Annotated in this window: 20 protein-coding genes; 11 read left to right on the top strand and 9 right to left on the bottom strand. The window is 50.3% G+C overall.

All coding sequences use genetic code 11. The features are described from left to right. Positions 1-44: 44 nt before the first annotated feature. The 6 genes from QUE74_RS14095 to fruB all read right to left on the bottom strand — a co-directional run bounded on the left by QUE74_RS14095 (position 45) and on the right by fruB (position 7,455). Positions 45-1,295 carry a NupC/NupG family nucleoside CNT transporter gene (locus QUE74_RS14095; RefSeq protein WP_000353869.1) on the bottom strand — a complete coding sequence of 417 codons (1,251 nt, stop codon included), beginning with the start codon at positions 1,293-1,295 and terminating at the stop codon, positions 45-47. Positions 1,296-1,388: 93 nt separating this feature from the next. Further along, the gene (gene psuG / locus QUE74_RS14100; protein WP_001292441.1) at positions 1,389-2,327 is read right to left on the bottom strand and encodes a pseudouridine-5'-phosphate glycosidase; all 939 of its coding nucleotides are present in this window, start codon (positions 2,325-2,327) and stop codon (positions 1,389-1,391) included. Continuing rightward, on the bottom strand, positions 2,315-3,256 hold the full coding sequence (locus QUE74_RS14105) for a pseudouridine kinase (RefSeq protein ID WP_001208130.1): 942 nt from the start codon (positions 3,254-3,256) through the stop codon (positions 2,315-2,317). The genes psuG and QUE74_RS14105 overlap by 13 nt, the downstream gene beginning before the upstream one ends. A 422-nt stretch (positions 3,257-3,678) precedes the next feature. Further along, positions 3,679-5,370 (bottom strand): PTS fructose transporter subunit IIBC, encoded by a 1,692-nt coding sequence (gene fruA, locus QUE74_RS14110; RefSeq protein ID WP_000854458.1) that lies wholly within the window; start codon positions 5,368-5,370, stop codon positions 3,679-3,681. A gap of 16 nt (positions 5,371-5,386) precedes the next feature. After that, positions 5,387-6,325, bottom strand: a complete 939-nt coding sequence (gene fruK, locus QUE74_RS14115; protein WP_000091263.1) for a 1-phosphofructokinase — start codon at positions 6,323-6,325, stop codon at positions 5,387-5,389. Next, entirely contained in the window at positions 6,325-7,455 is a 1,131-nt protein-coding gene (gene fruB, locus QUE74_RS14120) for a fused PTS fructose transporter subunit IIA/HPr protein (protein WP_000487253.1), read from the bottom strand. Before fruB ends, fruK begins: the two co-directional genes overlap by 1 nt. Before the next feature lie 367 nt (positions 7,456-7,822). Between fruB and setB the strand changes: the two genes are divergently transcribed. Beyond that, the gene (gene setB / locus QUE74_RS14125; RefSeq protein ID WP_000551977.1) at positions 7,823-9,004 is read left to right on the top strand and encodes a sugar efflux transporter SetB; all 1,182 of its coding nucleotides are present in this window, start codon (positions 7,823-7,825) and stop codon (positions 9,002-9,004) included. On the opposite strand, the gene QUE74_RS14130 is transcribed toward setB, so the two are convergent. Next, positions 9,001-9,255, bottom strand: a complete 255-nt coding sequence (locus QUE74_RS14130; protein WP_001354771.1) for a YkgJ family cysteine cluster protein — start codon at positions 9,253-9,255, stop codon at positions 9,001-9,003. The two genes, setB and QUE74_RS14130, sit on opposite strands and share 4 nt — an antisense overlap. 154 nt (positions 9,256-9,409) lie before the next feature. Between QUE74_RS14130 and yeiP the strand changes: the two genes are divergently transcribed. The 10 genes from yeiP (at position 9,410) to yejF (ending at position 21,850) form a co-directional block, all read left to right on the top strand. After that, positions 9,410-9,982: an elongation factor P-like protein YeiP gene (gene yeiP, locus QUE74_RS14135; RefSeq protein WP_001136827.1), complete on the top strand. Its 573-nt coding sequence runs from the start codon at positions 9,410-9,412 to the stop codon at positions 9,980-9,982. Positions 9,983-10,204: 222 nt separating this feature from the next. Further along, on the top strand, positions 10,205-11,671 hold the full coding sequence (locus QUE74_RS14140) for a mannitol dehydrogenase family protein (RefSeq protein WP_001354772.1): 1,467 nt from the start codon (positions 10,205-10,207) through the stop codon (positions 11,669-11,671). A gap of 117 nt (positions 11,672-11,788) precedes the next feature. Next, positions 11,789-12,775, top strand: a complete 987-nt coding sequence (yeiR, locus tag QUE74_RS14145; RefSeq protein ID WP_286331455.1) for a zinc-binding GTPase YeiR — start codon at positions 11,789-11,791, stop codon at positions 12,773-12,775. A gap of 38 nt (positions 12,776-12,813) precedes the next feature. Further along, positions 12,814-13,527 carry a Kdo(2)-lipid A phosphotransferase gene (gene lpxT, locus QUE74_RS14150; protein ID WP_001354773.1) on the top strand — a complete coding sequence of 238 codons (714 nt, stop codon included), beginning with the start codon at positions 12,814-12,816 and terminating at the stop codon, positions 13,525-13,527. Positions 13,528-13,939: 412 nt separating this feature from the next. Next, entirely contained in the window at positions 13,940-14,506 is a 567-nt protein-coding gene (gene mepS, locus QUE74_RS14155) for a bifunctional murein DD-endopeptidase/murein LD-carboxypeptidase (protein WP_000241011.1), read from the top strand. Positions 14,507-14,686: 180 nt separating this feature from the next. Beyond that, entirely contained in the window at positions 14,687-16,243 is a 1,557-nt protein-coding gene (locus QUE74_RS14160) for a cyclic di-GMP phosphodiesterase (protein WP_000470612.1), read from the top strand. A gap of 81 nt (positions 16,244-16,324) precedes the next feature. Then, the gene (locus tag QUE74_RS14165) at positions 16,325-18,139 is read left to right on the top strand and encodes an extracellular solute-binding protein (RefSeq protein ID WP_001354774.1); all 1,815 of its coding nucleotides are present in this window, start codon (positions 16,325-16,327) and stop codon (positions 18,137-18,139) included. Beyond that, positions 18,140-19,234, top strand: a complete 1,095-nt coding sequence (locus QUE74_RS14170) for a microcin C ABC transporter permease YejB (protein ID WP_000501604.1) — start codon at positions 18,140-18,142, stop codon at positions 19,232-19,234. Then, positions 19,234-20,259, top strand: coding sequence for an ABC transporter permease (locus QUE74_RS14175; RefSeq protein WP_000088899.1), 1,026 nt, complete (start codon positions 19,234-19,236; stop codon positions 20,257-20,259). The genes QUE74_RS14170 and QUE74_RS14175 overlap by 1 nt, the downstream gene beginning before the upstream one ends. 1 nt (position 20,260) lies before the next feature. Further along, complete coding sequence (gene yejF, locus QUE74_RS14180; RefSeq protein ID WP_000194934.1) at positions 20,261-21,850, top strand: microcin C ABC transporter ATP-binding protein YejF; 1,590 nt, start codon at positions 20,261-20,263, stop codon at positions 21,848-21,850. A gap of 3 nt (positions 21,851-21,853) precedes the next feature. Here the strand turns inward: yejF and QUE74_RS14185 are convergent, their stop codons facing one another. Next, positions 21,854-22,198 carry a YejG family protein gene (locus QUE74_RS14185; RefSeq protein WP_000202798.1) on the bottom strand — a complete coding sequence of 115 codons (345 nt, stop codon included), beginning with the start codon at positions 22,196-22,198 and terminating at the stop codon, positions 21,854-21,856. 332 nt (positions 22,199-22,530) lie between these two features. Continuing rightward, positions 22,531-23,721 carry a multidrug efflux MFS transporter Bcr gene (gene bcr / locus QUE74_RS14190; protein WP_000213385.1) on the bottom strand — a complete coding sequence of 397 codons (1,191 nt, stop codon included), beginning with the start codon at positions 23,719-23,721 and terminating at the stop codon, positions 22,531-22,533. Between the last annotated feature and the right edge of the window lie 26 nt (positions 23,722-23,747).

Below are 23,747 nucleotides of genomic sequence, written 5' to 3' on the forward strand. Positions count from 1 at the left end.
ACCGGATGCAACGCTTAATAAGCGCGTACATCCGGCAATGAAACTCAAGCTAAACCAATAAAGAACCCGGCAATGGTCGCGCTCATCAGGTTGGAAAGCGTTGCTGCTGCCAGCGCCCGTAACCCAAGCTGGGCGATTTCCGGCGCGCGTTTTGGCGAAATAGCCGAAAACGCCCCAACGACTACACCGATAGAACCAAAGTTAGCAAAACCACAAAGCGCAAAGGAGATAATCGCAATGGTTTTCACTTCCAGCGTGCCGCCCGTTTGCAGGTATGGGGAGAAACTCAGGTAAGCGACGAATTCGTTAATCGCCAGTTTCTGCCCAATCAGACTACCCGCAAGGTTGGCATCACTCCAGTCCACGCCCATGATCCACGCCAGCGGTGCCAGCACATAGCCAAAAATACTTTCCAGAGAGGCATTGGAAAAACCAAACCAGCCACCAATTCCGCCGATAATGCCGTTGATCAGCGCAATAATTGCCACAAACGCCATTACCACCGTCGCCACACCAGCGGCGATTTTCAACCCGGTCATCGCACCGCTCGCCGCCGCTTCGATAAAACTTTTTGGCGGCGTTTCGCTGAACGACAGATTTTCAAATGTCACCTGCGAAGGCTCGGTGGCTGGGCTAAGAATACGTGCAAACAAAATACCACCAGGGATCGCCATCAGCGATGCCGCTAACAGGTAGTCAATTGGTACGCCCATTCCGGCATAACCAATCATCATCGAACCGGCAATGGACGCCATCCCGCTACAAATTGCCGTAAATAGCTCGTTGCGATTCATGCGATCGATAAACGGTTTAACGATCGCCGGGATCTCATTTTGCCCGAGGAAAATAGTGGTAACCGCAACAAAAGATTCGATTTTGCTGATGTTGAGGGCTTTCTGAAAAATACTGCCAAGAATGCGGATTAGCAGCCCCATCACGCCAATGTAGTACAGCAGGCTGATGAGCGCTGTGACGAAAATAATTGCCGGAAGTACGCGAAAGGCGAAGATAAAGCCCGCGCCATCAAACAGGACATCCATTTTCGGCCCAACCAGCGAACCAAAAATGAAGGCGCTACCGGCATCACTGTAAGACATCACTTTATGCACGCCTAATGCCGCCTGCTCTACTGCCCATTTTCCCGGTGGGAAGTAGAGCATAATGCCACCAATAGCGATTTGCAGCAGCAATGCAGCCCCGACCGTGCGTATGCTGATACCTTTTTTATTCACTGACAATAAGAATGCAATTGCCAGCAATACCACCATACCCACCAAACTTCTCATTATATCCATAATGATTTTCCTTTCATGCCAGTAAACCCGGCGCTAGCGCCAGGTTTTGGTATGTATGATCAGTACGGGCGACGGCTTTCTGCCCGTCAGAAATTAACCCGCGAGACGCTGGTATTCTTTGGCAATTTCGCTCGCCAGAATGGCGTTGTTGAACACCAGTTGGATGTTGGATTTCAGGCTGTCACCACCGGTCAGTTCAGCAACACGAGCCAGCAGGAACGGTGTACTTTCTTTACCAATAACGCCCTGCTCTTCGGCTTCGGCGACAGCTTGATCTATGGCTGCATTGATAGATTCCTCCGGCATCGCAAACTGCTCCGGGATCGGATTCGCCACTACCAGGCCGCCGTTCAAACCGGTTTGCCATTTCACTGCCATTGCACGAGCGATTTCCGTGGCACTATCAAGGCGAATACTGACTTCAAATGGGCTGGTACGGCAGAAAAACGCAGGCAGCGCTTTTGTCTGATAGCCAATTAACGGTACACCGAAGGTTTCTAAATATTCTGTTGTTAATCCTAAATCGAGAATAGATTTTGCACCGGCACAAACAACGGTGACATTAGTATTTGCCAGTTCCTGTAAATCGGCAGAAATATCGAATGTATGTTCCGCACCGCGATGTACACCACCAATACCCCCCGTTGCAAATACTTTAATTCCTGCCAGTGCCGCGATAATCATCGTTGAAGCAACGGTGGTCGCGCCATTTTTTCCTGTGGCAACGACAAAAGGTAAATCACGGCGACTGACTTTCGTCACGTTATGTCCTTCACGGCCTAACAATTCAATTTCTTCTTTGCTCAAACCTACTTTCATGACACCACCAATAATGGCGATTGTTGCAGGTACAGCACCGTGCTTACGAATTGTGTCTTCTACTTCAATTGCCGTCTCAGCATTTTGCGGGAACGGCATCCCGTGAGAAATAATGGTCGATTCCAGTGCCACAACCGGTTTTTTGTTTTTTAAAGCGTCCTGCACTTCCGGGGAAATTTGTAATAATTCAGGGGAAATTTTTAATTCAGACATTCTGCGTTCTCCACTAACGATATAACGTTGGCAATCGATAAATCGGGGTTATTGGTGTATTCACAGGAGAGCGCCATTGACGAACATCCCTGTGCGAAACGAACAGATTCGGCAAACGGCATTCCGTCTACCCAACACGAAGCAAGTCCCGCCATCATGGCATCGCCCGCTCCGGTAACATTAATGACATTGGTTTTAATCGGCGCAGACCAACCACTTTCACCGCTAATATCACTGTAATAAACGCCGTCGCCGCCCATGCTCAATACCAGTCGGTTCAGGCCATGTTGATGGAACCAGGCGGCAACCTTTTCCACATCTTCACGCCCTGACAACGCAATCCCACTCAGGGTTTCCGCTTCAAGGCGGTTTGGCTTGAGAGTGTGGATCAGATTTAGACGGTCGCGCACTTTGACACATTTCCACGCAGAAACAGGATCGACAAATACGGGTACGTTGGCGGCATTATCCAGAATCCATGCCAGTGCCTCTTCACTGATATTACAGTCCGCGACAATGACCTTTGCCCTCTGAATAAATTCACGGTGCTGTGCGAGATATTCAGCTGTAATAGCGTTGCTAATATTCATGTCATTTATAGCAACCAGCATTTCACCGGTATTATCGAGTAATGATAAATAGCTCGACGTATTTTCTCCCGGCACAATCAGGCATTTATCGACATAAACGCCAGATTGATTAGTTTGCGTTAGCAGCGATTGACCATAAAAATCACTGCCTACGGCGCTCAGTAGCCAGGCTTTATTACCCAGCAACGCCAGGTTTTGTGCAATATTGCGCCCTACCCCACCAGGCGTAAATTTTATTTTACCTGGATTTGAATCCGCATAATTTAATGATTCATGTGAATATCCGGCGACATCAATATTCGCCGAGCCTATAATTACGACATAATCCTTTTCGCGCATAGCACGTCCTCTGGTAAAAAATTACCAACCCTGTCAATCCACAAGAATATAGATACTGCAAAGACGGTTTAAACATGTGTTCATATTTAAACATGTGCTCATAGTATGCATGTTTTACGTAAAGTAAATTGCCGCCAGAGAGGCAAAATGGGCAGATTTGAGCAGGCTCACAAAATGCGATTAAATGCCTGAATTACAAAAGTGAGGAATTTGTGACGGGATGCACAGAACAGGAACACTAAAAAAGGGCAGAAATAATCTGCCCTTGAGGAAATAACCTTAGTGTTTGATGAACATTTCAGGTTTCTACTGAAAGATAAAACCATTTAAATTCATAAAATTACATTCACAAACTGGTCATTCCCTTTGCGCTCATCAAATGTTACAGGGCAGGAAATTTCTGCCCTGTAACACACCTTTTATTACGCTGCTTTCGCTACTGCGTCCACTTCCGGACGTTTCAGGAAGGCATAGGCCAAACCCGCCACCAGCGTACCGGCAATAATTGCTACCAGGTAACCCAGTACCGGCGTAATAGCGCCAGGGATCAGCAGAACAAACAGACCACCGTGCGGTGCCATCAGTTTCGCACCAATCGCCATTGAGATTGCGCCAGTCAGCGCCCCACCAACGATACAACACGGCAGCACACGCATCGGATCACGAGCAGCAAACGGAATTGCACCTTCCGAAATAAAGCACAGACCAAGAACCAGAGCGGCTTTGCCACCTTCCTGCTGCGCTTTGTCGAATTTGCGACGCGCCACCATTGTTGCCAGACCCATTGCCAGCGGTGGCACCATACCTGCCGCCATAATCGCCGCCATCGGACCATAGGTTTGAGTACTCAGCAGACCCACACCGAATGCGTACGCTGCTTTATTTACCGGACCGCCCATGTCAGTACACATCATGCCACCGAGGATCGCCCCCAGCAGAACCGCATTCGCAGTCCCCATGGTCTGCAGCCAGTGAGTCAACCCTTCGAGAATGCCAGCAACCGGTTTACCGATCAGGTAGATCATCGCCAGACCGACCACCAGACTGGAAATTAGCGGAATGATCAGGATCGGTTTCAGCGCCTCCATACTCTGTGGCAGTTTCAGTTGCGTACTGATTAACTTCGCAATGTAACCAGCCAGGAAGCCCGCAATAATACCCCCAATGAAGCCAGAACCGGTGCTGACCGCCAGCATACCGCCAATCAGACCCGGCGTGAGACCCGGACGATCGGCAATGGAGAAGGCAATGTAACCTGCCAGTACCGGCACCATCAGCGCAAAGGCTGAACCACCACCAATCTGCATCAGCGCCGCTGCCAACGTACCCGGCTCTTTAAACGCTTCGATACCAAAAGCAAAAGAAAGCGCGATACACAGACCACCTGCAACGACCATCGGCAGCATGTAAGAGACGCCCGTCAGCAAGTGACGGTAAGCGCCTGCACCCTCTTTCTTACCTTCAGTGGTCGCTGTTTGAGCTTTGCCCGCCGGTTCATACGGCGTTGCTTCAGCAACCGCTTTATCCAGTTCCTGCGCGGTTTTCTTCAGCGCCAGACCGGTAGAGGTGCGATACATCGGTTTACCAGCAAATTTCGCCAGATCCACTTCGATATCTGCCGCCACAATCACCAGATCCGCTGCGGCTACTTCTTCAGGGGTGATCGCATTACCCGCGCCAACAGAACCACGGGTTTCAACTTTCACCCACCAGCCACGTTTTTTCGCTTCGGTTTCAATGGCTTCAGCCGCCATAAATGTGTGTGCTACGCCAGTCGGGCAAGCTGTCACCGCAACTACGCGTTTCGGACCGCTGGTGGCAACTGGTGCTGTCGCAGCGACCGGTGCAGTGTAAGGTTTCGCATGGCCTTTGGCTTCACTCAGGAACAGCTCAGGGTGCGCAACTGCCCGGGAAATATCGCCCAGCCAGACATTTTTACCGTTCAGCGCGCTGTCGTTCGGGATGGAATCACCGAGAACAATCGCCATTTCAGCGTCGTTCGGATTGTCGATGATTTCCAGTTTTGCTTTTCGCGCCGCCGCGCCCAGCAGGGTCTTCGCCATATAGGCGCGTGCCTGACCGAGATTAGCGTCAATAATCAGCAGCGTTTTCATTATGCCTCTCCTGCTGTCAGTTAAAAGGTTGTAAGTCGACGCGCGCCATCATTGCGGCCAACTGCGGACGATCGGTAATACCCACATTGCTTTGACTTACCGCCAGGGCTGCAACAGCTGTCGCCAGACGCAGTGTGTGTTCACTGGATTCACGCATCAGCAAGCCATAAATCAGGCCACCAACCATAGAATCCCCTGCGCCAACGGTGCTTACGACATCGACTGACGGTGGTTTGGCGATCCATTCGCCGGAGGCATTAACCCAAAGCGCGCCTTCGGCACCCAGTGAAATAACGACATGCGCGATACCTTGTTCACGCAGCGCATGCGCAGCTTCAATCACATCTTTCATTTCAGGCAGTTTACGGCCCGCCCAGATTTCCAGCTCGCGGCGGTTAGGTTTCACCAGCCACGGTGCCGCTTTCAAACCTGCCACTAACGCTTCACGGCTACTATCAAAGATAATGCAAGGACACTGACTACGCAGGCGAGTCATCCAGTCGGTGAACGCTTCCGGGCTGACGCCTGACGGTAAGCTTCCGCTGACACAGACCATATCGAACTGACCGAGCCAGCTCAGAGAATCAGTCACAAAGCGTTCCCAGTCGGCGGGGGTAACTTCAAAACCCGAGAAGTTGAAGTCGGTCACTTCGCCGTCTTTTTCCGTCAGCTTAACGTTAATTCGGGTGCGCCCCTGTACAACCTGGAAACGGTTGGCAATGCCCAGCTCGCTGAACAGTTGCTGAAAACCATCCTGATTGTCTTTACCGAGGAAGCCGCCAACGGTGACATCAATCCCCAGGTCTTTTAATACTTTGGCCACGTTGATGCCTTTACCCGCCGCATGCAGACCGGTGGTTTTCACCAGGTTCACTTCGCCGCGTTCAATTTCCGGGCAGAAACCAACAAGGTCATAAGCCGGATTAAGGGTGATAGTAGCAACACGTCTGCTCATTATGCGCCCTCCCCAAGACCAGCAGCGATAGCGTCGCCAATGGCTTTCAGCGCCTGCTCAGCATCTGCCCCCTGGGCGGTAAAGCGTAGGCGATGACCTTTCTTAACGCCAAGTGCCACAACTTTCATCAGACTACGTCCGTTTGCCGGTTTGCCGGTGCCATCAAGGTTTGTCACGGTAATATCACTGTTAAATTGTTTAATAGTATTGACCAGCATGGTACCTGGACGAGCATGCAGGCCGTGTTCATTGCGCACCACAAACTCCGCGCTTAACACGTCGTCGGTCGGCGCATCATCGCTGGTCAGCAGCGCCAGCAACGTTGCCGCATCCGCTTTCAGCAAACGGTCAGCTTTATTGTCGAGCAACAAATCAGCGAGACGCTTAAGAACCGCGACGGGCTGATCGTCATTCATCGCCACACTCACCAGCATGGCTGCCGTTTCGCCGTCCACATCAAAAGCATTTGCCGCACGGCTTACCGCAATCGCGCTACGCAAATTGCCTTCAGCGCTATCGCTCAGCCAGATGCCCTGTCCGAGGTTCAGCGGTTGTTCATTGATGGCTTTAGTGACGAAGGTGGCGTCAACTGCCCCTGCTTCTTTCAGACGCGCAGCGTTAAGCGCCTGAAGCGTCAGCAGATCGCTGGCGACAATATCCAGCGTCAGCATTTCGTTATCGAGCTTCAGCTGCTCACTCTGCTTTTCGCCCATCAGCAATGCGCGAAGTTCTTCTGCTGTCGTTGCTGACTTCAGCTGTTCAGCAACGGAATCATCGCTCAGTACGTGGGTCAGCTGGCGTAACAGACCCAGATGTTCATCCGAGCTGGCAGCAATACCGATCGCCACGTACGCTACCTGGCCGTCACCCCAGGTGACGCCTTCCGGGAACTGAAATACCTGAACGCCGGTTTTCAGCACCTGATCGCGGGTGTCGGTAGTGCCGTGTGGAATAGCAATACCATTGCCGAGGAACGTAGAGGTTTGCTGTTCGCGCGCCAGCATGCCATTGACGTAGCCTTCAGCTACATTACCGGCCTGCACCAGCGCCGCAGCGACCTGGCGAATCGCCTCTTCTTTGTCTCCGGCCTTTTCGCCCGGATGGATGTCCTGTACGGATAACTGGAACATAGTTCTCCTCTCTTGCTGAATTGAAACGATTCAGCTTCTATGAGAAAAAAAGCGCCAACCTGGCTTAGGGTTAAAGACAAGATCGCGCTGAAACGTTTCAAGAAAGCATAATACTTCTGTTTCAGCACGCAAGGAAAGCCGTAAAGTAATGAGCAAAAGTTTGATGTGCTGCACAATTTTTTGTCATTTTTCCTAATTGCTGATGGGAAAATCCGTTATCAGCAATTTCATTTCAGCAGCGTCAGCAGCCAATCAGCAACAGTGAAATGGCATTTTGATTATTCGTGGCGCTTTTGATTTCGCTGTCTGTTTATTTTCTAACAAGCAGCGTAAACTCCGCGTCTTCCTCTTCCAGTGATCGACCAGCATGCATAACTCCCCCGCAGTCTCCAGCGCGAAATCGTTTGACCTGACCTCGACGGCGTTTTTAATCGTTGCCTTTCTCACCGGTATTGCGGGCGCTCTGCAAACCCCGACACTCAGTATTTTCCTTACCGATGAAGTACATGCCCGTCCGGCGATGGTGGGATTCTTCTTTACCGGCAGCGCTGTCATTGGGATTCTGGTCAGTCAGTTTCTCGCCGGGCGCTCTGATAAGCGCGGCGATCGCAAATCGCTGATTGTCTTTTGCTGCCTGTTAGGCGTGCTGGCCTGCACCCTTTTTGCCTGGAATCGCAACTACTTTGTTTTGCTATTCGTTGGCGTCTTTCTTAGCAGCTTTGGCTCGACCGCTAACCCGCAAATGTTTGCCCTTGCACGTGAACATGCCGACAAAACCGGACGTGAGGCGGTGATGTTCAGCTCTTTTTTACGCGCTCAGGTTTCACTGGCATGGGTCATTGGCCCGCCGCTGGCTTATGCCTTAGCGATGGGTTTCAGCTTTACGGTAATGTATCTGAGCGCAGCGGTAGCGTTTATTGTTTGCGGCGTGATGGTGTGGCTGTTTTTACCGTCGATGCAAAAAGAGCTTCCGCTGGCGACCGGCACGGTTGAAGCGCCGCGCCGTAACCGTCGCGATACGCTGCTGCTGTTTGTCATTTGTACATTGATGTGGGGCTCGAACAGCCTGTACATTATCAACATGCCGCTATTTATTATCAACGAACTGCATCTTCCCGAGAAACTGGCAGGCGTGATGATGGGGACCGCCGCCGGGCTGGAAATCCCGACCATGTTGATTGCCGGATATTTCGCCAAACGTCTGGGTAAGCGTTTCTTAATGCGCGTTGCTGCCGTGGGTGGCGTCTGTTTTTACGCAGGAATGCTGATGGCGCATTCACCTGTCATTCTGTTGGGCTTGCAGCTGCTAAATGCTATTTTTATTGGCATTCTGGGTGGCATCGGGATGCTCTATTTTCAGGATTTGATGCCCGGTCAGGCAGGTTCAGCCACCACGCTCTATACCAACACGTCGCGCGTGGGCTGGATCATCGCAGGATCTGTGGCGGGCATCGTCGCCGAGATCTGGAATTATCACGCTGTGTTCTGGTTTGCGATGGTGATGATTATCGCCACTCTGTTTTGCTTACTGCGGATTAAAGATGTTTAAGGCGCGGTCAGCATTTCCAGATCGATAAGCCAGGTCATTGCCTGCTGACGCGAGTTACCGCACATTTCAGCGCTGGCTTGTAACCCTGCACAGACTTTCGGTCGTAGTGGCGAGGTGAAAATTTTACAGCGCTGATACTCATCTAGCTGAATGCAGGGCGTATTGGCGGGCTTGCCATCTGGCATACCGGGAATAGGGCTGGAAATTGAAGGGGCTGTGCAACACGCCCCGCAACCCGGACGGCATTCCATACGTTGTTCTCTTAAGGTTAACCACCGGATTGATGAGCGCGCACAGTACCACCTTTTTTGCACCAGCAAAAGTGCGAATACCACTTGCCCGAAAGGCCCGTCGCGAGTACTTTGTCGCGATATTTTTGACATTTTCGACTACAGGAATTTTTCGATGCCAAGAGCGAACGAAATTAAAAAAGGTATGGTACTGAATTACAACGGCAAACTGCTGCTGGTTAAGGATATTGATATTCAGTCGCCCACTGCCCGCGGTGCCGCTACGCTGTACAAAATGCGTTTTTCTGATGTCCGTACCGGGCTGAAAGTAGAAGAGCGTTTCAAAGGAGATGATATCGTTGACACCGTGACGCTGACCCGCCGTTACGTTGACTTCTCCTATGTCGATGGCAACGAATATGTCTTTATGGATAAAGAAGACTATACCCCGTATACCTTCACCAAAGATCAGATTGAAGAAGAGTTGCTGTTTATGCCTGAGGGCGGCATGCCGGACATGCAGGTGCTGACCTGGGACGGTCAACTGCTGGCGCTTGAACTGCCGCAGACCGTTGATCTGGAAATCGTTGAAACCGCACCAGGCATCAAAGGGGCATCTGCCAGCGCCCGTAACAAACCGGCGACATTGAGCACTGGTCTGGTGATTCAGGTACCAGAATACTTAAGCCCGGGCGAAAAAATTCGTATCCATATCGAAGAACGCCGTTATATGGGTCGTGCTGACTAACTTCAGCCGCATGCAGAAAAGGGATAGCTCAGGCTGTCCCTTTTTTAATTTATTATACCAATCTTCTATTTTGCGCTTCCTGAATATAGTTCTCCCGTAATATTCACCAGTTCATTGATCGCCCTCACACTTCATCGCATTAACAATCCAGACCAATTTCAATTTCTGTCATATAACTTTACACTGTCATTGTTAATCAATCGTTACTAAGACGTGACTCCTATGAATACAATCGCCTCCGCTACGCTCCCGCCTCAGGTACACGCTCCACGCTACGATCGCCAGCAGTTGCAATCACGTATCGTTCATTTTGGCTTCGGAGCCTTTCACCGCGCACATCAGGCGTTACTGACCGATCGTGTGCTGAATGCCCAGGGCGGCGACTGGGGGATCTGTGAGATCAGCTTGTTCAGCGGCGATCAACTGATGAGCCAGCTCCGCGCACAGAACCATTTATATACCGTGCTGGAGAAAGGTGCGGACGGCAATCAGGCGATAATTGTCGGTGCCGTTCACGAATGCCTGAATGCAAAACTGGATTCCTTAGCGGCAATTATTGAGAAATTTTGCGAGCCACAGGTGGCAATTGTTTCCCTGACGATTACCGAAAAAGGCTATTGTATTGACCCGGCCACCGGTGCACTCGACACCAGCAATCCGCGGATTATTCACGATCTTCAAAATCCTGAAGAACCTCACTCCGCGCCGGGTATTCTCGTCGAAGCACTGAAACGACGCCGTGAACGCGGCCTTGCACCGTTTACCGTACTCTCCTGCGACAATATTCCCGACAATGGCCATGTGGTGAAAAACGCGGTGCAGGGGATGGCGGAAAAACGTTCACCAGAACTCGCCGGGTGGATAAAAGAACACGTCAGTTTTCCGGGAACCATGGTCGACCGTATTGTTCCGGCAGCAACCGACGAATCACTGGCGGAAATCAGCCAAAATCTGGGGGTGAATGATCCCTGCGCGATTAGCTGCGAACCGTTTATCCAGTGGGTGGTGGAAGATAACTTCGTCGCTGGGCGTCCTGCCTGGGAAGTCGCAGGTGTACAAATGGTGAATGATGTCCTGCCATGGGAAGAGATGAAACTGCGTATGCTTAATGGCAGCCACTCTTTTCTCGCTTATCTGGGTTACCTCTCAGGATTCGCGCACATCAGTGATTGCATGCAGGATCGCGCATTTCGCCATGCCGCCAGAGCATTAATGCTGGATGAGCAAGCGCCGACACTGCGAATTAAAGATGTCGATTTAACACAATATGCAGATAAGTTAATTGCACGTTTTGCTAACCCGGCGCTGAAACATAAGACCTGGCAAATCGCAATGGATGGTAGCCAGAAATTACCGCAACGTATGCTGGCAGGTATTCGCATACATCTGGCGCGCGAAACGGACTGGTCGTTGCTGGCATTAGGCGTTGCAGGCTGGATGCGTTACGTCAGCGGCGTTGATGATGCCGGAAATGCCATTGATGTTCGCGATCCGCTTAGCGATAAAATTTGCGAACTTGTTGCGGGCAGTAGCAGTGAACAACGCGTAACCGCCCTGCTTTCTCTGCGTGAAGTTTTCGGTGATGATCTGCCAGATAACCCGCATTTTGTGCAGGCTATCGAACAAGCCTGGCAACAAATCGCACAATTCGGCGCGCATCAGGCGCTATTAAACACCCTCAAAATTTAACGATTTCTGCGGTTAAAGCGGATGAAGCTCGCCTTCGTCCGCTCTCCCCTTCTCTTTTCTGCCTTTTTTAGCCAGGATTAACGCTCAGTTAACTTTTAAGAATATTGCGGAGCCGTTGTGACCAGGACCAACCTCATCACCGGTTTTCTCGGCAGCGGGAAAACTACGTCGATTCTTCATCTGTTAGCCCATAAAGATCCCAACGAAAAATGGGCGGTACTGGTTAATGAATTTGGGGAAGTCGGAATTGATGGTGCTTTGCTCGCCGATAGCGGCGCATTGTTGAAAGAGATCCCCGGCGGCTGTATGTGCTGCGTTAATGGTTTACCCATGCAGGTAGGGTTGAATACCTTACTGCGTCAGGGAAAACCAGACCGCTTGTTGATAGAGCCGACCGGGCTGGGCCATCCGAAACAGATCCTCGATCTCTTAACCGCGCCCGTGTATGAACCGTGGATAGATCTGCGCGCCACGTTGTGCATTCTCGATCCACGCTTGCTGCTGGACGAAAAAAGCGCCAGCAATGAAAACTTCCGTGACCAGCTGGCTGCCGCAGACATTATTGTCGCCAATAAATCCGACCGTGCGACGCCCGAAAGTGAGCAAGCGCTACAGCGCTGGTGGCAGCAAAATGGTGGCGATCGGCATTTAATTCACAGCGAACATGGGAAAATTGACGGTCATCTTCTGGATTTGCCACGTCGCAATTTAGCCGAGTTGCCCGCCAGCGCGGCGCATTCTCATCAGCATAGCGTGAAAAAAGGGTTAGCAGCGTTAAGCCTGCCAGAGCATCAACGCTGGCGTCGCAGTCTGAACAGTGGACAAGGGCATCAGGCCTGTGGCTGGATATTCGACGCTGATACGGTATTCGACACCATTGGCATTCTGGAATGGGCGCGACTTGCACCGGTGGAACGCGTCAAAGGCGTGATACGTATTCCCGAAGGGCTGGTGCGAATCAACCGTCAGGGCGATGACCTGCACATTGAAACGCAAAACGTTGCTCCACCGGACAGTCGTATTGAGCTGATTTCCAGCAGCGAAGCTGACTGGAATGCTTTGCAGAGCGCGCTGTTGAAGCTTCGTTTAGCGACTACCGCGTAAGGTTGCCTGCGTTTTTCAGTAAGATAATTAGAGAAAATATGATTAAAAATTTGCCGCAAATAGTGTTGTTGAATATTGTCGGCCTCGCGCTGTTTCTTTCCTGGTATATTCCCGTTAATCATGGATTCTGGTTGCCGATTGATGCGGATATTTTTTATTTTTTTAATCAGAAACTGGTCGAAAGTAAGGCCTTTTTGTGGCTGGTTGCATTGACCAATAATCGTGCCTTCGACGGTTGTTCACTGCTGGCAATGGGAATGTTGATGCTGAGTTTCTGGCTGAAAGAAAACGCCCCAGGCCGACGACGTATCGTGATTATTGGCCTCGTCATGCTATTAACTGCAGTGGTCTTAAACCAACTGGGACAGGCATTAATTCCTGTAAAACGGGCCAGCCCAACATTAACTTTTGCCAATATTAACCGCGTCAGCGAACTGCTCCCTATCCCCACGAAAGATGCCTCACGAGACAGCTTTCCCGGCGATCACGGCATGATGCTGCTTATTTTTTCGGCATTCATGTGGCGTTATTTCGGCAAAGTCGCAGGCCTTATCGCCCTTATTATTTTTGTGGTTTTTGCATTTCCCAGAGTAATGATTGGTGCACACTGGTTTACTGACATCATTGTTGGTTCGATGACCGTGATATTGATTGGTTTGCCCTGGATGTTGCTGACGCCATTAAGTGATCGATTAATCACCTTTTTTGACAAATCACTACCGGGAAAAAACAAACATTTCCAAAACAAATAACTCACGGTAATTAACATCATCAGGTTTATTTTTATAGTAAGGATATTCCTGATGATGTGCGCCTTTGCTTTCTTTCATCGAACACAAAAATCATTCCCTAAGTAAATGAATGGATTGTATGCGTTTCACTCAATCGTACTTTAATTGACCAATCCCGCTTATTAACTTTCTGTATCACTTTTTCTTATAAAAAATCATGTAAAACCACTCGCCAAGACCGCACCAATCGGGTAATCTCGAACTCGTTTTGCCTCGGCGGTAGATTATCCTCACAGCATATAATTTTGTGCGTTAGTCCACAGATTTGGCCTTAAGGAATTGTTTCAACATGCCCAGGTAATTAGTCTCGTGTCGCTTGGCATTTTTTTATAACGATATTTGTCGTTAAGGACTTCAAGGGAAAACAAACAACATGGTCAAATCTCAACCGATTTTGAGATATATCTTGCGCGGGATCCCCGCGATTGCAGTAGCGGTTCTGCTTTCTGCATGTAGTGCAAATAACACCGCAAAGAATATGCATCCTGAGACACGTGCAGTGGGTAGTGAAACATCATCACTGCAAGCTTCTCAGGATGAATTTGAAAACCTGGTTCGTAATGTCGACGTAAAATCGCGAATTATGGATCAGTATGCTGACTGGAAAGGCGTACGCTATCGTCTGGGCGGCAGCACTAAAAAAGGTATCGATTGTTCTGGTTTCGTACAGCGTACATTCCGTGAGCAATTTGGCTTAGAACTTCCGCGTTCGACTTACGAACAGCAGGAAATGGGTAAATCTGTTTCCCGCAGTAATTTGCGTACGGGTGATTTAGTTCTGTTCCGCGCCGGTTCAACGGGACGCCATGTCGGTATTTATATCGGCAACAATCAGTTTGTCCATGCTTCCACCAGCAGTGGTGTTATTATTTCCAGCATGAATGAACCGTACTGGAAGAAGCGTTACAACGAAGCACGCCGGGTTCTCAGCCGCAGCTAATAAACCGTTTGGATGCAATCCCTTGGCTATCCTGACGAGTTAACTGAAAGCACTGCTTAGGCAGTGCTTTTTTGTTTTCATTCATCAGAGAAAATGATGTTTCCGCGTCTTGATCCAGGCTATAGTCCGGTCATTGTTATCTTTTAAATGTTGTCGTAATTTCAGGAAATTAACGGAATCATGTTCATACGCGCTCCCAATTCTGGACGTAAGCTTATGCTTACCTGCATCGTTGCAGGCGTGATGATTGCGATACTGGTGAGCTGCCTTCAGTTTTTAGTGGCCTGGCATAAGCACGAAGTCAAATACGACACACTGATTACCGACGTACAAAAGTATCTCGATACCTATTTTGCCGACCTGAAATCTACTACTGACCGGCTCCAGCCGCTGACCTTAGATACCTGCCAGCAGGCTAACCCCGAACTGACTGCCCGCGCGGCGTTTAGCATGAATGTCCGTACGTTTGTGCTGGTAAAAGATAAAAAAACATTCTGTTCATCTGCGACTGGTGAGATGGACATTCCACTCAATGAATTGATTCCGGCGCTCGACATTAATAAAAACGTCGATATGGCGATCTTACCCGGCACGCCGATGGTGCCGAACAAACCCGCAATCGTCATCTGGTATCGCAACCCTTTGCTGAAAAATAGCGGCGTGTTTGCCGCTCTGAATCTCAACCTGACGCCTTCTCTCTTTTATAGTTCACGGCAGGAAGATTACGATGGCGTCGCCCTCATTATTGGCAATACTGCGCTATCTACCTTTTCTTCACGTTTGATGAACGTTAATGAATTAACCGACATGCCGGTCCGTGAAACTAAAATTGCGGGCATTCCTCTGACCGTTCGGCTTTATGCGGATGACTGGACTTGGAACGATGTGTGGTACGCATTTTTACTGGGCGGCATGAGTGGAACAATGGTTGGACTTCTCTGCTATTACCTGATGAGCGTGCGTATGCGACCGGGCAGAGAAATCATGACCGCCATCAAGCGCGAACAATTTTACGTGGTATATCAACCGGTGGTTGATACACAAGCTCTGCGGGTAACGGGCCTGGAAGTACTACTACGCTGGCGGCATCCTGTAGCGGGAGAAATTCCCCCGGATGCCTTCATCAACTTTGCCGAATCGCAAAAGATGATTGTGCCGCTGACTCAGCACCTGTTTGAGTTAATTGCCCGCGATGCCGCAGAATTAGAAAAAGTACTGCCGGTAGGCGTCAAATTTGGCATTAACATTGCGCCGGACCATCTGCATAGCGAAAGCTTTAAAGCTGATATCCAAAAATTGCTCACTTCCCTGCCCGCACATCATTTCCAGATTGTGCTGGAAATTACCGAGCGCGATATGTTGAAAGAGCAAGAAGCCACGCAACTCTTCGCCTGGCTGCATTCAGTCGGCGTTGAAATTGCTATTGATGACTTTGGCACCGGGCACAGCGCGCTTATCTATCTTGAGCGTTTTACGCTCGATTATCTGAAAATTGATCGTGGATTTATCAACGCCATCGGTACGGAAACGATCACTTCACCCGTACTTGACGCGGTGCTGACGCTGGCGAAACGTCTCAATATGCTGACGGTTGCTGAAGGGGTTGAAACGCCGGAACAGGCGCGATGGCTAAGCGAACGCGGCGTTAATTTCATGCAAGGCTACTGGATCAGTCGCCCATTACCGCTGGACGATTTTGTCCGCTGGCTTAAGAAACCGTATACGCCGCAGTGGTAAGGCGTGCTTACGTCCCTTATTATTCATAGTGAAAGCATGCCGGTTTGCGGCTAATGATGAGTAAAAGGAAATCTGTTGCAGATGATTGTGCGCATACTGCTGCTGTTTATCGCTCTGTTCACCTTTGGTGCGCAGGCGCAGGCTATCAAGGAAAGCTATGCCTTTGCGGTACTGGGCGAACCCCGGTACGCGTTTAATTTCAACCATTTTGATTATGTGAACCCCGCCGCGCCAAAAGGTGGGCAGATAACGTTGTCAGCCCTCGGCACCTTCGATAATTTCAACCGCTATGCACTGCGCGGCAACCCAGGCGCACGCACCGAGCAGTTGTACGACACGCTATTTACTACTTCCGATGACGAACCAGGCAGTTATTATCCGCTGATTGCCGAAAGTGCGCGCTATGCTGACGATTATTCCTGGGTGGAGGTCGCAATTAATCCGCGCGCCCGTTTTCATGATGGTTCCCCCATTACTGCCCGCGATGTAGAGTTTACTTTTCAAAAATTTATGACCGAAGGCGTGCCGCAATTTCGTCTGGTCTACAAAGGCACCACCGTCAAAGCCATTGCACCATTAACCGTGCGTATTGAGTTAGCGAAACCCGGCAAAGAAGATATGTTGAGTCTGTTTTCGCTGCCGGTCTTTCCAGAAAAGTACTGGAAGAATCACAAACTTAGCGATCCGCTCGCCACGCCTCCGCTTTCCAGTGGTCCGTACCGAATTACGTCCTGGAAAATGGGGCAAAATATTGTCTATTCCCGCGTGAAAGATTACTGGGCAGCAAACTTACCGGTAAACCGTGGACGCTGGAATTTCGACACCATTCGCTACGATTACTACCTCGATGATAATGTCGCCTTTGAAGCGTTTAAAGCCGGTGCCTTTGATTTGCGTATGGAAAACGACGCCAAAAACTGGGCCACGCGCTATACCGGTAAAAATTTCGATAAGAAATACATCATCAAAGATGAGCAAAAGAACGAATCAGCCCAGGATACGCGCTGGCTGGCGTTTAATATCCAACGTCCGGTATTCAGCGATCGCCGGGTCCGGGAAGCGATCACTCTCGCCTTTGACTTTGAATGGATGAACAAGGCGTTGTTTTACAATGCCTGGAGTCGCACGAACAGTTATTTTCAGAATACCGAATACGCAGCCAGAAATTACCCCGACGCCGCGGAGCTGGTGCTTCTGGCACCAATGAAAAAAGATCTTCCGCCAGAAGTCTTCACACAAATCTACCAGCCGCCGGTATCGAAAGGCGATGGCTACGATCGTGACAACCTGTTAAAAGCCGACAAACTTCTCAATGAAGCGGGCTGGGTGCTGAAGGGTCAGCAACGCGTTAATGCCACAACGGGTCAGCCTCTCAGCTTTGAATTATTGCTTCCCGCAAGCAGCAATAGTCAGTGGGTATTACCGTTCCAGCACAGCCTGCAACGGCTGGGTATCAACATGGACATTCGCAAGGTGGATAACTCGCAAATCACCAATCGAATGCGCAGTCGCGACTATGACATGATGCCTCGCGTATGGCGGGCGATGCCGTGGCCCAGTTCTGATTTACAGATTTCCTGGTCATCGGAATATATCAATTCCACTTATAATGCTCCCGGCGTGCAAAGTCCGGTTATCGATTCACTGATCAACCAAATTATTGCCGCCCAGGGAAATAAAGAAAAATTATTGCCGTTGGGGCGCGCACTGGACCGTGTATTAACGTGGAATTATTACATGCTGCCGATGTGGTACATGGCGGAAGACCGTCTCGCCTGGTGGGATAAATTCTCCCAACCCGCGGTGCGCCCTATTTACAGCCTGGGTATTGATACATGGTGGTATGACGTTAATAAAGCGGCCAAACTGCCGTCAGCCAGACAACAGGGAGAGTAGATGGGCGCTTATCTGATTCGCCGTCTGTTGCTGGTGATCCCAACGTTATGGGCGATTATCACTATCAACTTTTTCATCGTGCAAATTGCGCCTGGCGGTCCGGTCGACCAGGCCATCGCCGCCATTGAGTTTGGTAATGCCGGAGTATTACCCGGCGCAGGCGGTGAAGGTGTTCGCGCCAGCCATGCGCAAACGGGCGTCGGCAATATCAGCGACAGTAATTACCGTGGTGGACGCGGATTAGATCCAGAAGTGATCGCCGAGATCACTCATCGCTACGGTTTCGATAAGCCGATCCACGAACGTTACTTCAAAATGCTCTGGGACTACATCCGCTTTGATTTTGGCGATAGCCTGTTTCGCAGCGCCTCGGTGCTGACGCTGATTAAAGACAGTCTGCCGGTTTCCATCACCCTCGGATTGTGGAGCACGCTGATTATCTATCTGGTGTCGATTCCGCTGGGTATTCGCAAAGCTGTTTATAATGGTAGCCGCTTTGACGTCTGGAGTAGCGCATTTATCATCATCGGGTACGCCATTCCGGCCTTTTTGTTTGCCATCCTGCTGATTGTCTTCTTCGCGGGCGGCAGCTATTTCGACCTGTTCCCTCTGCGCGGCCTGGTTTCCGCTAACTTTGATTCGCTGCCGTGGTATCAGAAAATCACCGATTATCTGTGGCATATCACGCTGCCGGTGCTGGCGACGGTGATTGGCGGCTTTGCGGCGCTGACCATGCTGACAAAAAACTCATTCCTTGATGAAGTGCGCAAGCAATACGTGGTGACCGCCCGTGCGAAAGGGGTAAGTGAAAAAAATATTCTCTGGAAACATGTGTTCCGCAACGCCATGCTGCTGGTGATTGCCGGTTTTCCGGCGACGTTTATCAGCATGTTTTTTACCGGCTCGCTGCTGATTGAGGTGATGTTTTCACTCAATGGTCTTGGCTTACTGGGCTACGAAGCGACCGTCTCGCGCGATTATCCTGTAATGTTTGGTACCTTGTATATTTTCACCCTGATTGGCCTGCTGCTGAATATTGTCAGTGATATCAGCTATACGCTGGTCGATCCGCGTATAGATTTTGAGGGACGTTAATGTCGCGACTCAGCCCCGTCAATCAGGCCCGTTGGGCGCGTTTTCGTCATAACCGTCGCGGCTACTGGTCGTTATGGATTTTCCTCGTCTTATTTGGTTTGAGTTTGTGTTCTGAACTTATCGCCAACGATAAACCGTTGCTGGTACGTTATGACGGCAGTTGGTATTTCCCGTTGTTGAAAAACTACAGCGAAAGCGATTTTGGCGGCCCGCTGGCAAGCCAGGCTGATTATCAGGACCCGTGGCTGAAACAGCGGTTGGAAGATAAAGGCTGGGTACTGTGGGCACCGATTCGCTTTGGTGCTACCAGTATCAACTTTGCTACCGATAAGCCCTTCCCTTCTCCACCCTCCCGGCAAAACTGGCTGGGAACGGATGCCAATGGCGGCGATGTGCTGGCGCGCATTCTCTATGGCACGCGGATCTCAGTTCTGTTTGGCCTGATGCTGACCCTCTGCTCCAGCGTGATGGGCGTGTTGGCGGGGGCGCTACAAGGCTATTACGGCGGTAAAGTCGATCTCTGGGGGCAACGTTTTATTGAAGTATGGTCGGGGATGCCGACGCTGTTTTTGATTATTTTACTTTCCAGCGTCGTACAGCCTAACTTCTGGTGGCTGTTGGCAATTACCGTCTTGTTTGGCTGGATGAGTCTGGTCGGCGTGGTGCGGGCGGAGTTTTTACGTACCCGTAATTTCGACTACATCCGTGCGGCGCAGGCGCTTGGCGTCAGCGATCGCAGTATCATCCTGCGTCATATGTTGCCAAATGCCATGGTCGCTACCCTCACCTTTTTACCGTTTATTTTATGTAGTTCGATCACCACCCTGACCTCACTCGATTTCCTCGGCTTCGGTCTGCCGCTCGGTTCACCGTCACTCGGCGAACTGCTGTTACAAGGGAAAAATAACCTTCAGGCCCCGTGGCTTGGGATCACCGCCTTCTTGTCGGTGGCGATATTGTTGTCTTTGCTGATCTTTATTGGTGAAGCCGTCCGCGACGCATTTGATCCTAATAAGGCGGTGTAGCATGACGCAAACTCTGTTAGCGATTGAAAATTTGTCGGTGGGTTTTCGCCATCAGCAAACCGTACGCACAGTAGTCAATGATGTTTCACTACAGATTGAGGCTGGCGAAACGCTGGCGCTGGTGGGTGAGTCTGGTTCAGGTAAGAGCGTTACCGCGCTGTCAATTTTACGCCTGCTCCCTTCCCCGCCGGTTGAATATCTCTCCGGCGATATTCGTTTTCATGGCGAATCGCTGCTTCATGCCAGCGATCAAACGTTACGCGGTGTACGCGGTAATAAGGTTGCCATGATTTTTCAGGAACCGATGGTGTCGTTAAATCCATTGCATACCCTGGAAAAACAGCTTTATGAAGTGCTTTCACTCCACCGCGGGATGCGTCGGGAAGCGGCTCGTGGCGAAATTCTTAACTGCCTTGATCGCGTCGGTATCCGCCAGGCGGCAAAACGGCTGACAGATTATCCGCATCAGCTCTCCGGCGGCGAACGCCAGCGGGTGATGATTGCGATGGCGCTGTTAACGCGACCGGAATTATTAATTGCCGATGAACCGACCACCGCGCTGGACGTCTCTGTCCAGGCGCAGATTTTACAGCTGTTGCGCGAACTGCAAGGCGAGCTGAATATGGGCATGCTGTTTATTACTCATAACCTCAGTATTGTCAGAAAACTGGCTCACCGCGTGGCGGTAATGCAAAACGGTCGCTGTGTCGAGCAAAATAACGCTGCTACGCTATTTGCCTCACCCACTCATCCTTACACACAAAAGCTACTCAACAGTGAACCATCAGGCGACCCGGTCCCATTGCCAGAACCTGCCTCAACGTTGCTAGATGTTGAACAGCTTCAGGTTGCCTTCCCCATTCGCAAAGGGATTTTGAAGCGCATTGTGGATCATAATGTGGTGGTGAAAAACATCAGTTTTACGCTACGGGCGGGTGAAACACTGGGTTTAGTGGGCGAGTCCGGTTCCGGGAAAAGCACGACGGGACTGGCGCTGCTGCGACTGATTTACTCTCAGGGCAGCATCATTTTTGACGGTCAGCCATTGCAAAATTTAAACCGCCGTCAGCTATTACCTATTCGCCATCGCATTCAGGTGGTATTTCAGGATCCTAACTCCTCGCTCAACCCACGACTCAACGTTTTGCAAATTATCGAGGAAGGTTTACGGGTTCACCAGCCGATGCTTTCTGCCGTGCAACGTGAACAACAAGTGATAGCCGTGATGCATGAAGTGGGATTAGATCCTGAAACACGCCACCGTTATCCGGCGGAGTTCTCTGGTGGTCAGCGGCAACGTATTGCGATTGCCAGGGCATTAATTCTCAAGCCCTCGCTGATCATTCTTGATGAGCCGACATCATCGCTCGACAAAACGGTACAGGCGCAAATATTGACGCTATTGAAATCATTGCAACAAAAGCATCAATTGGCCTATTTGTTTATCAGTCACGATTTGCACGTTGTCCGCGCGTTATGTCATCAGGTTATCGTACTGCGACAAGGGGAAGTAGTGGAACAAGGACCGTGCGCGCGCGTGTTTGCCGCACCGCAGCAGGAGTATACGCGTCAGCTACTGGCGTTGAGCTGACGCTTAAAAAGGATTGTAGTTTGAGAAGGGTTCGGCAATTGCCACACCAAAATTTTTCAATCGGCATGTTGCAGCAAACTCGTCCTGGCGATTTACAAACAGGCACGGCTCACCTTCACACTCCAGTACCGAGCATGGAACTTCGATGTCGCTTAACGCCTGGCTTAGTTTGTACATCACCGACCATGCATTATCACCATCCGGGCTAAGCAATTTAAGCGCCACAAGGCTGTTGTCACCGCACGGTCCATTTTGCGGAATCGGTTCAACCTTCGAACCTGCGAAACCAGCAGACCAGCGATAGTTCTGCGGCAGTCGATGGACGATTGAGAGTTGTAATGAAGTCACTTATTTTCCCCGGAAGCACATTTACTTCACAACTTGTTTACATCAATTTTAACACATCATCAACAATCCGTCTTTATACAGATCGTAAAGATTGATGCCTCGCCAGCGTGGCCTCTATGGCTCTGATTTAAATAATATCTGCGGGCGTGGTCACATTTGCGGGGCTATATGTACCCGTTTCTGCGATCTAACTCAACCTTTTTAACTACAATGATGTGACTTTTTACATAAATTGATTTTACATAAAATAAACATATATCGGGAGAATGATAGATTTGCGGTTGACATGCATCAACAAAGGAAGCCTTTTAGCTTCCTCGTTGTGCAATAGATCACCGTTTTTTCGGCCGACTGGCGTACAGACAGAAGAGAATGGAGCTGGTTGCGCAGAATGCAATTGACCAAATCATCGGCCATGCAGAGTTAAAGGTCGCAAGAGAAAGCAATGCGCCAACAATTGCCCCTATGCCAAAACGGAAGGTTCCTGCCAGCGAAGATGCCGTTCCCGCCATATGGGGAAACTCATCAAGAATGACCGCCATCGCATTAGATGACACCATCGACACGCAGCCCACAAACGCCGCAACGCCAACTACCAGCGACCAGAATCCCAGCCCCAGCAACGCACTGATGACCATCCACGCCGCCATAATAAACTGTATCCACAACCCCGAGCGGAACATATTTAACGCGCCAATACGGCGGACGAAGCGACTGTTAAAGATGGTCATCACGAACAGGAAAACAATGTTTAGCGCAAAGTAATAACCAAAGTTTTCCGGCGCGACGTGGTTAATTTCAATGTAGACAAACGGTCCGGCGCTCAGGAACGAGAACATTCCGGCAAAGCTGAAACCGCTGGCCAGCATATAACTCAGGACACGCTTATGACGAAACAGCGCCGCAAAGTTACCAATAGTGGTACGAATGTGAAAAGGCTGGCGACGCTCCGGTGGTAAGGTTTCTTTGATCAGAAAGAAGATCATTGCCGAAGCCAGAATCGCCGCTACGGCGAGGATCCAGAAGATGTAATGCCAGCTCAGCCACACCAGCACCCAGCCGCCAACTATCGGTGCCATCAGCGGTGCAATGGTCGTCACCAGCATGACAAACGACATCATCCGTGAGAACTCTTCCTTCGGGTAGATATCACGCATTAAAGCGTTGATAACCACGCTGGCCGCAGCCGCAGCCAGACCGTGGAAGAAACGCATCACAATCAGCTGATCGATGGTTTGTGCCAACGCACACGCCACCGCGGCGGCGGCAAACACCAGCGTACCGCCAAGAACCACCGGCTTACGCCCGAAACTGTCTGCCATCGGCCCGTAGATTAACTGCCCCAACGCAAAGCCCAGAATATAAGTACTGAGGGTCATCTGCGTACTGCCCGCAGGTACGCCAAATTGCGCTGAAATTACCGGTAGCGCGGGCAGATACATATCAATCGACAGCGGCATCAACATGGCCAGCAGGCCAAGGATAAAAACAATAGCAAACGACGAATGCTGTCGGGTAGTCACAACGGGCTCCTGAAAGTCATTAAAAA

The sequence above is a fragment of the Escherichia sp. 10290 genome, assembly GCF_030295155.1.
Taxonomy (GTDB): Bacteria; Pseudomonadota; Gammaproteobacteria; order Enterobacterales; family Enterobacteriaceae; genus Escherichia; species Escherichia coli_F.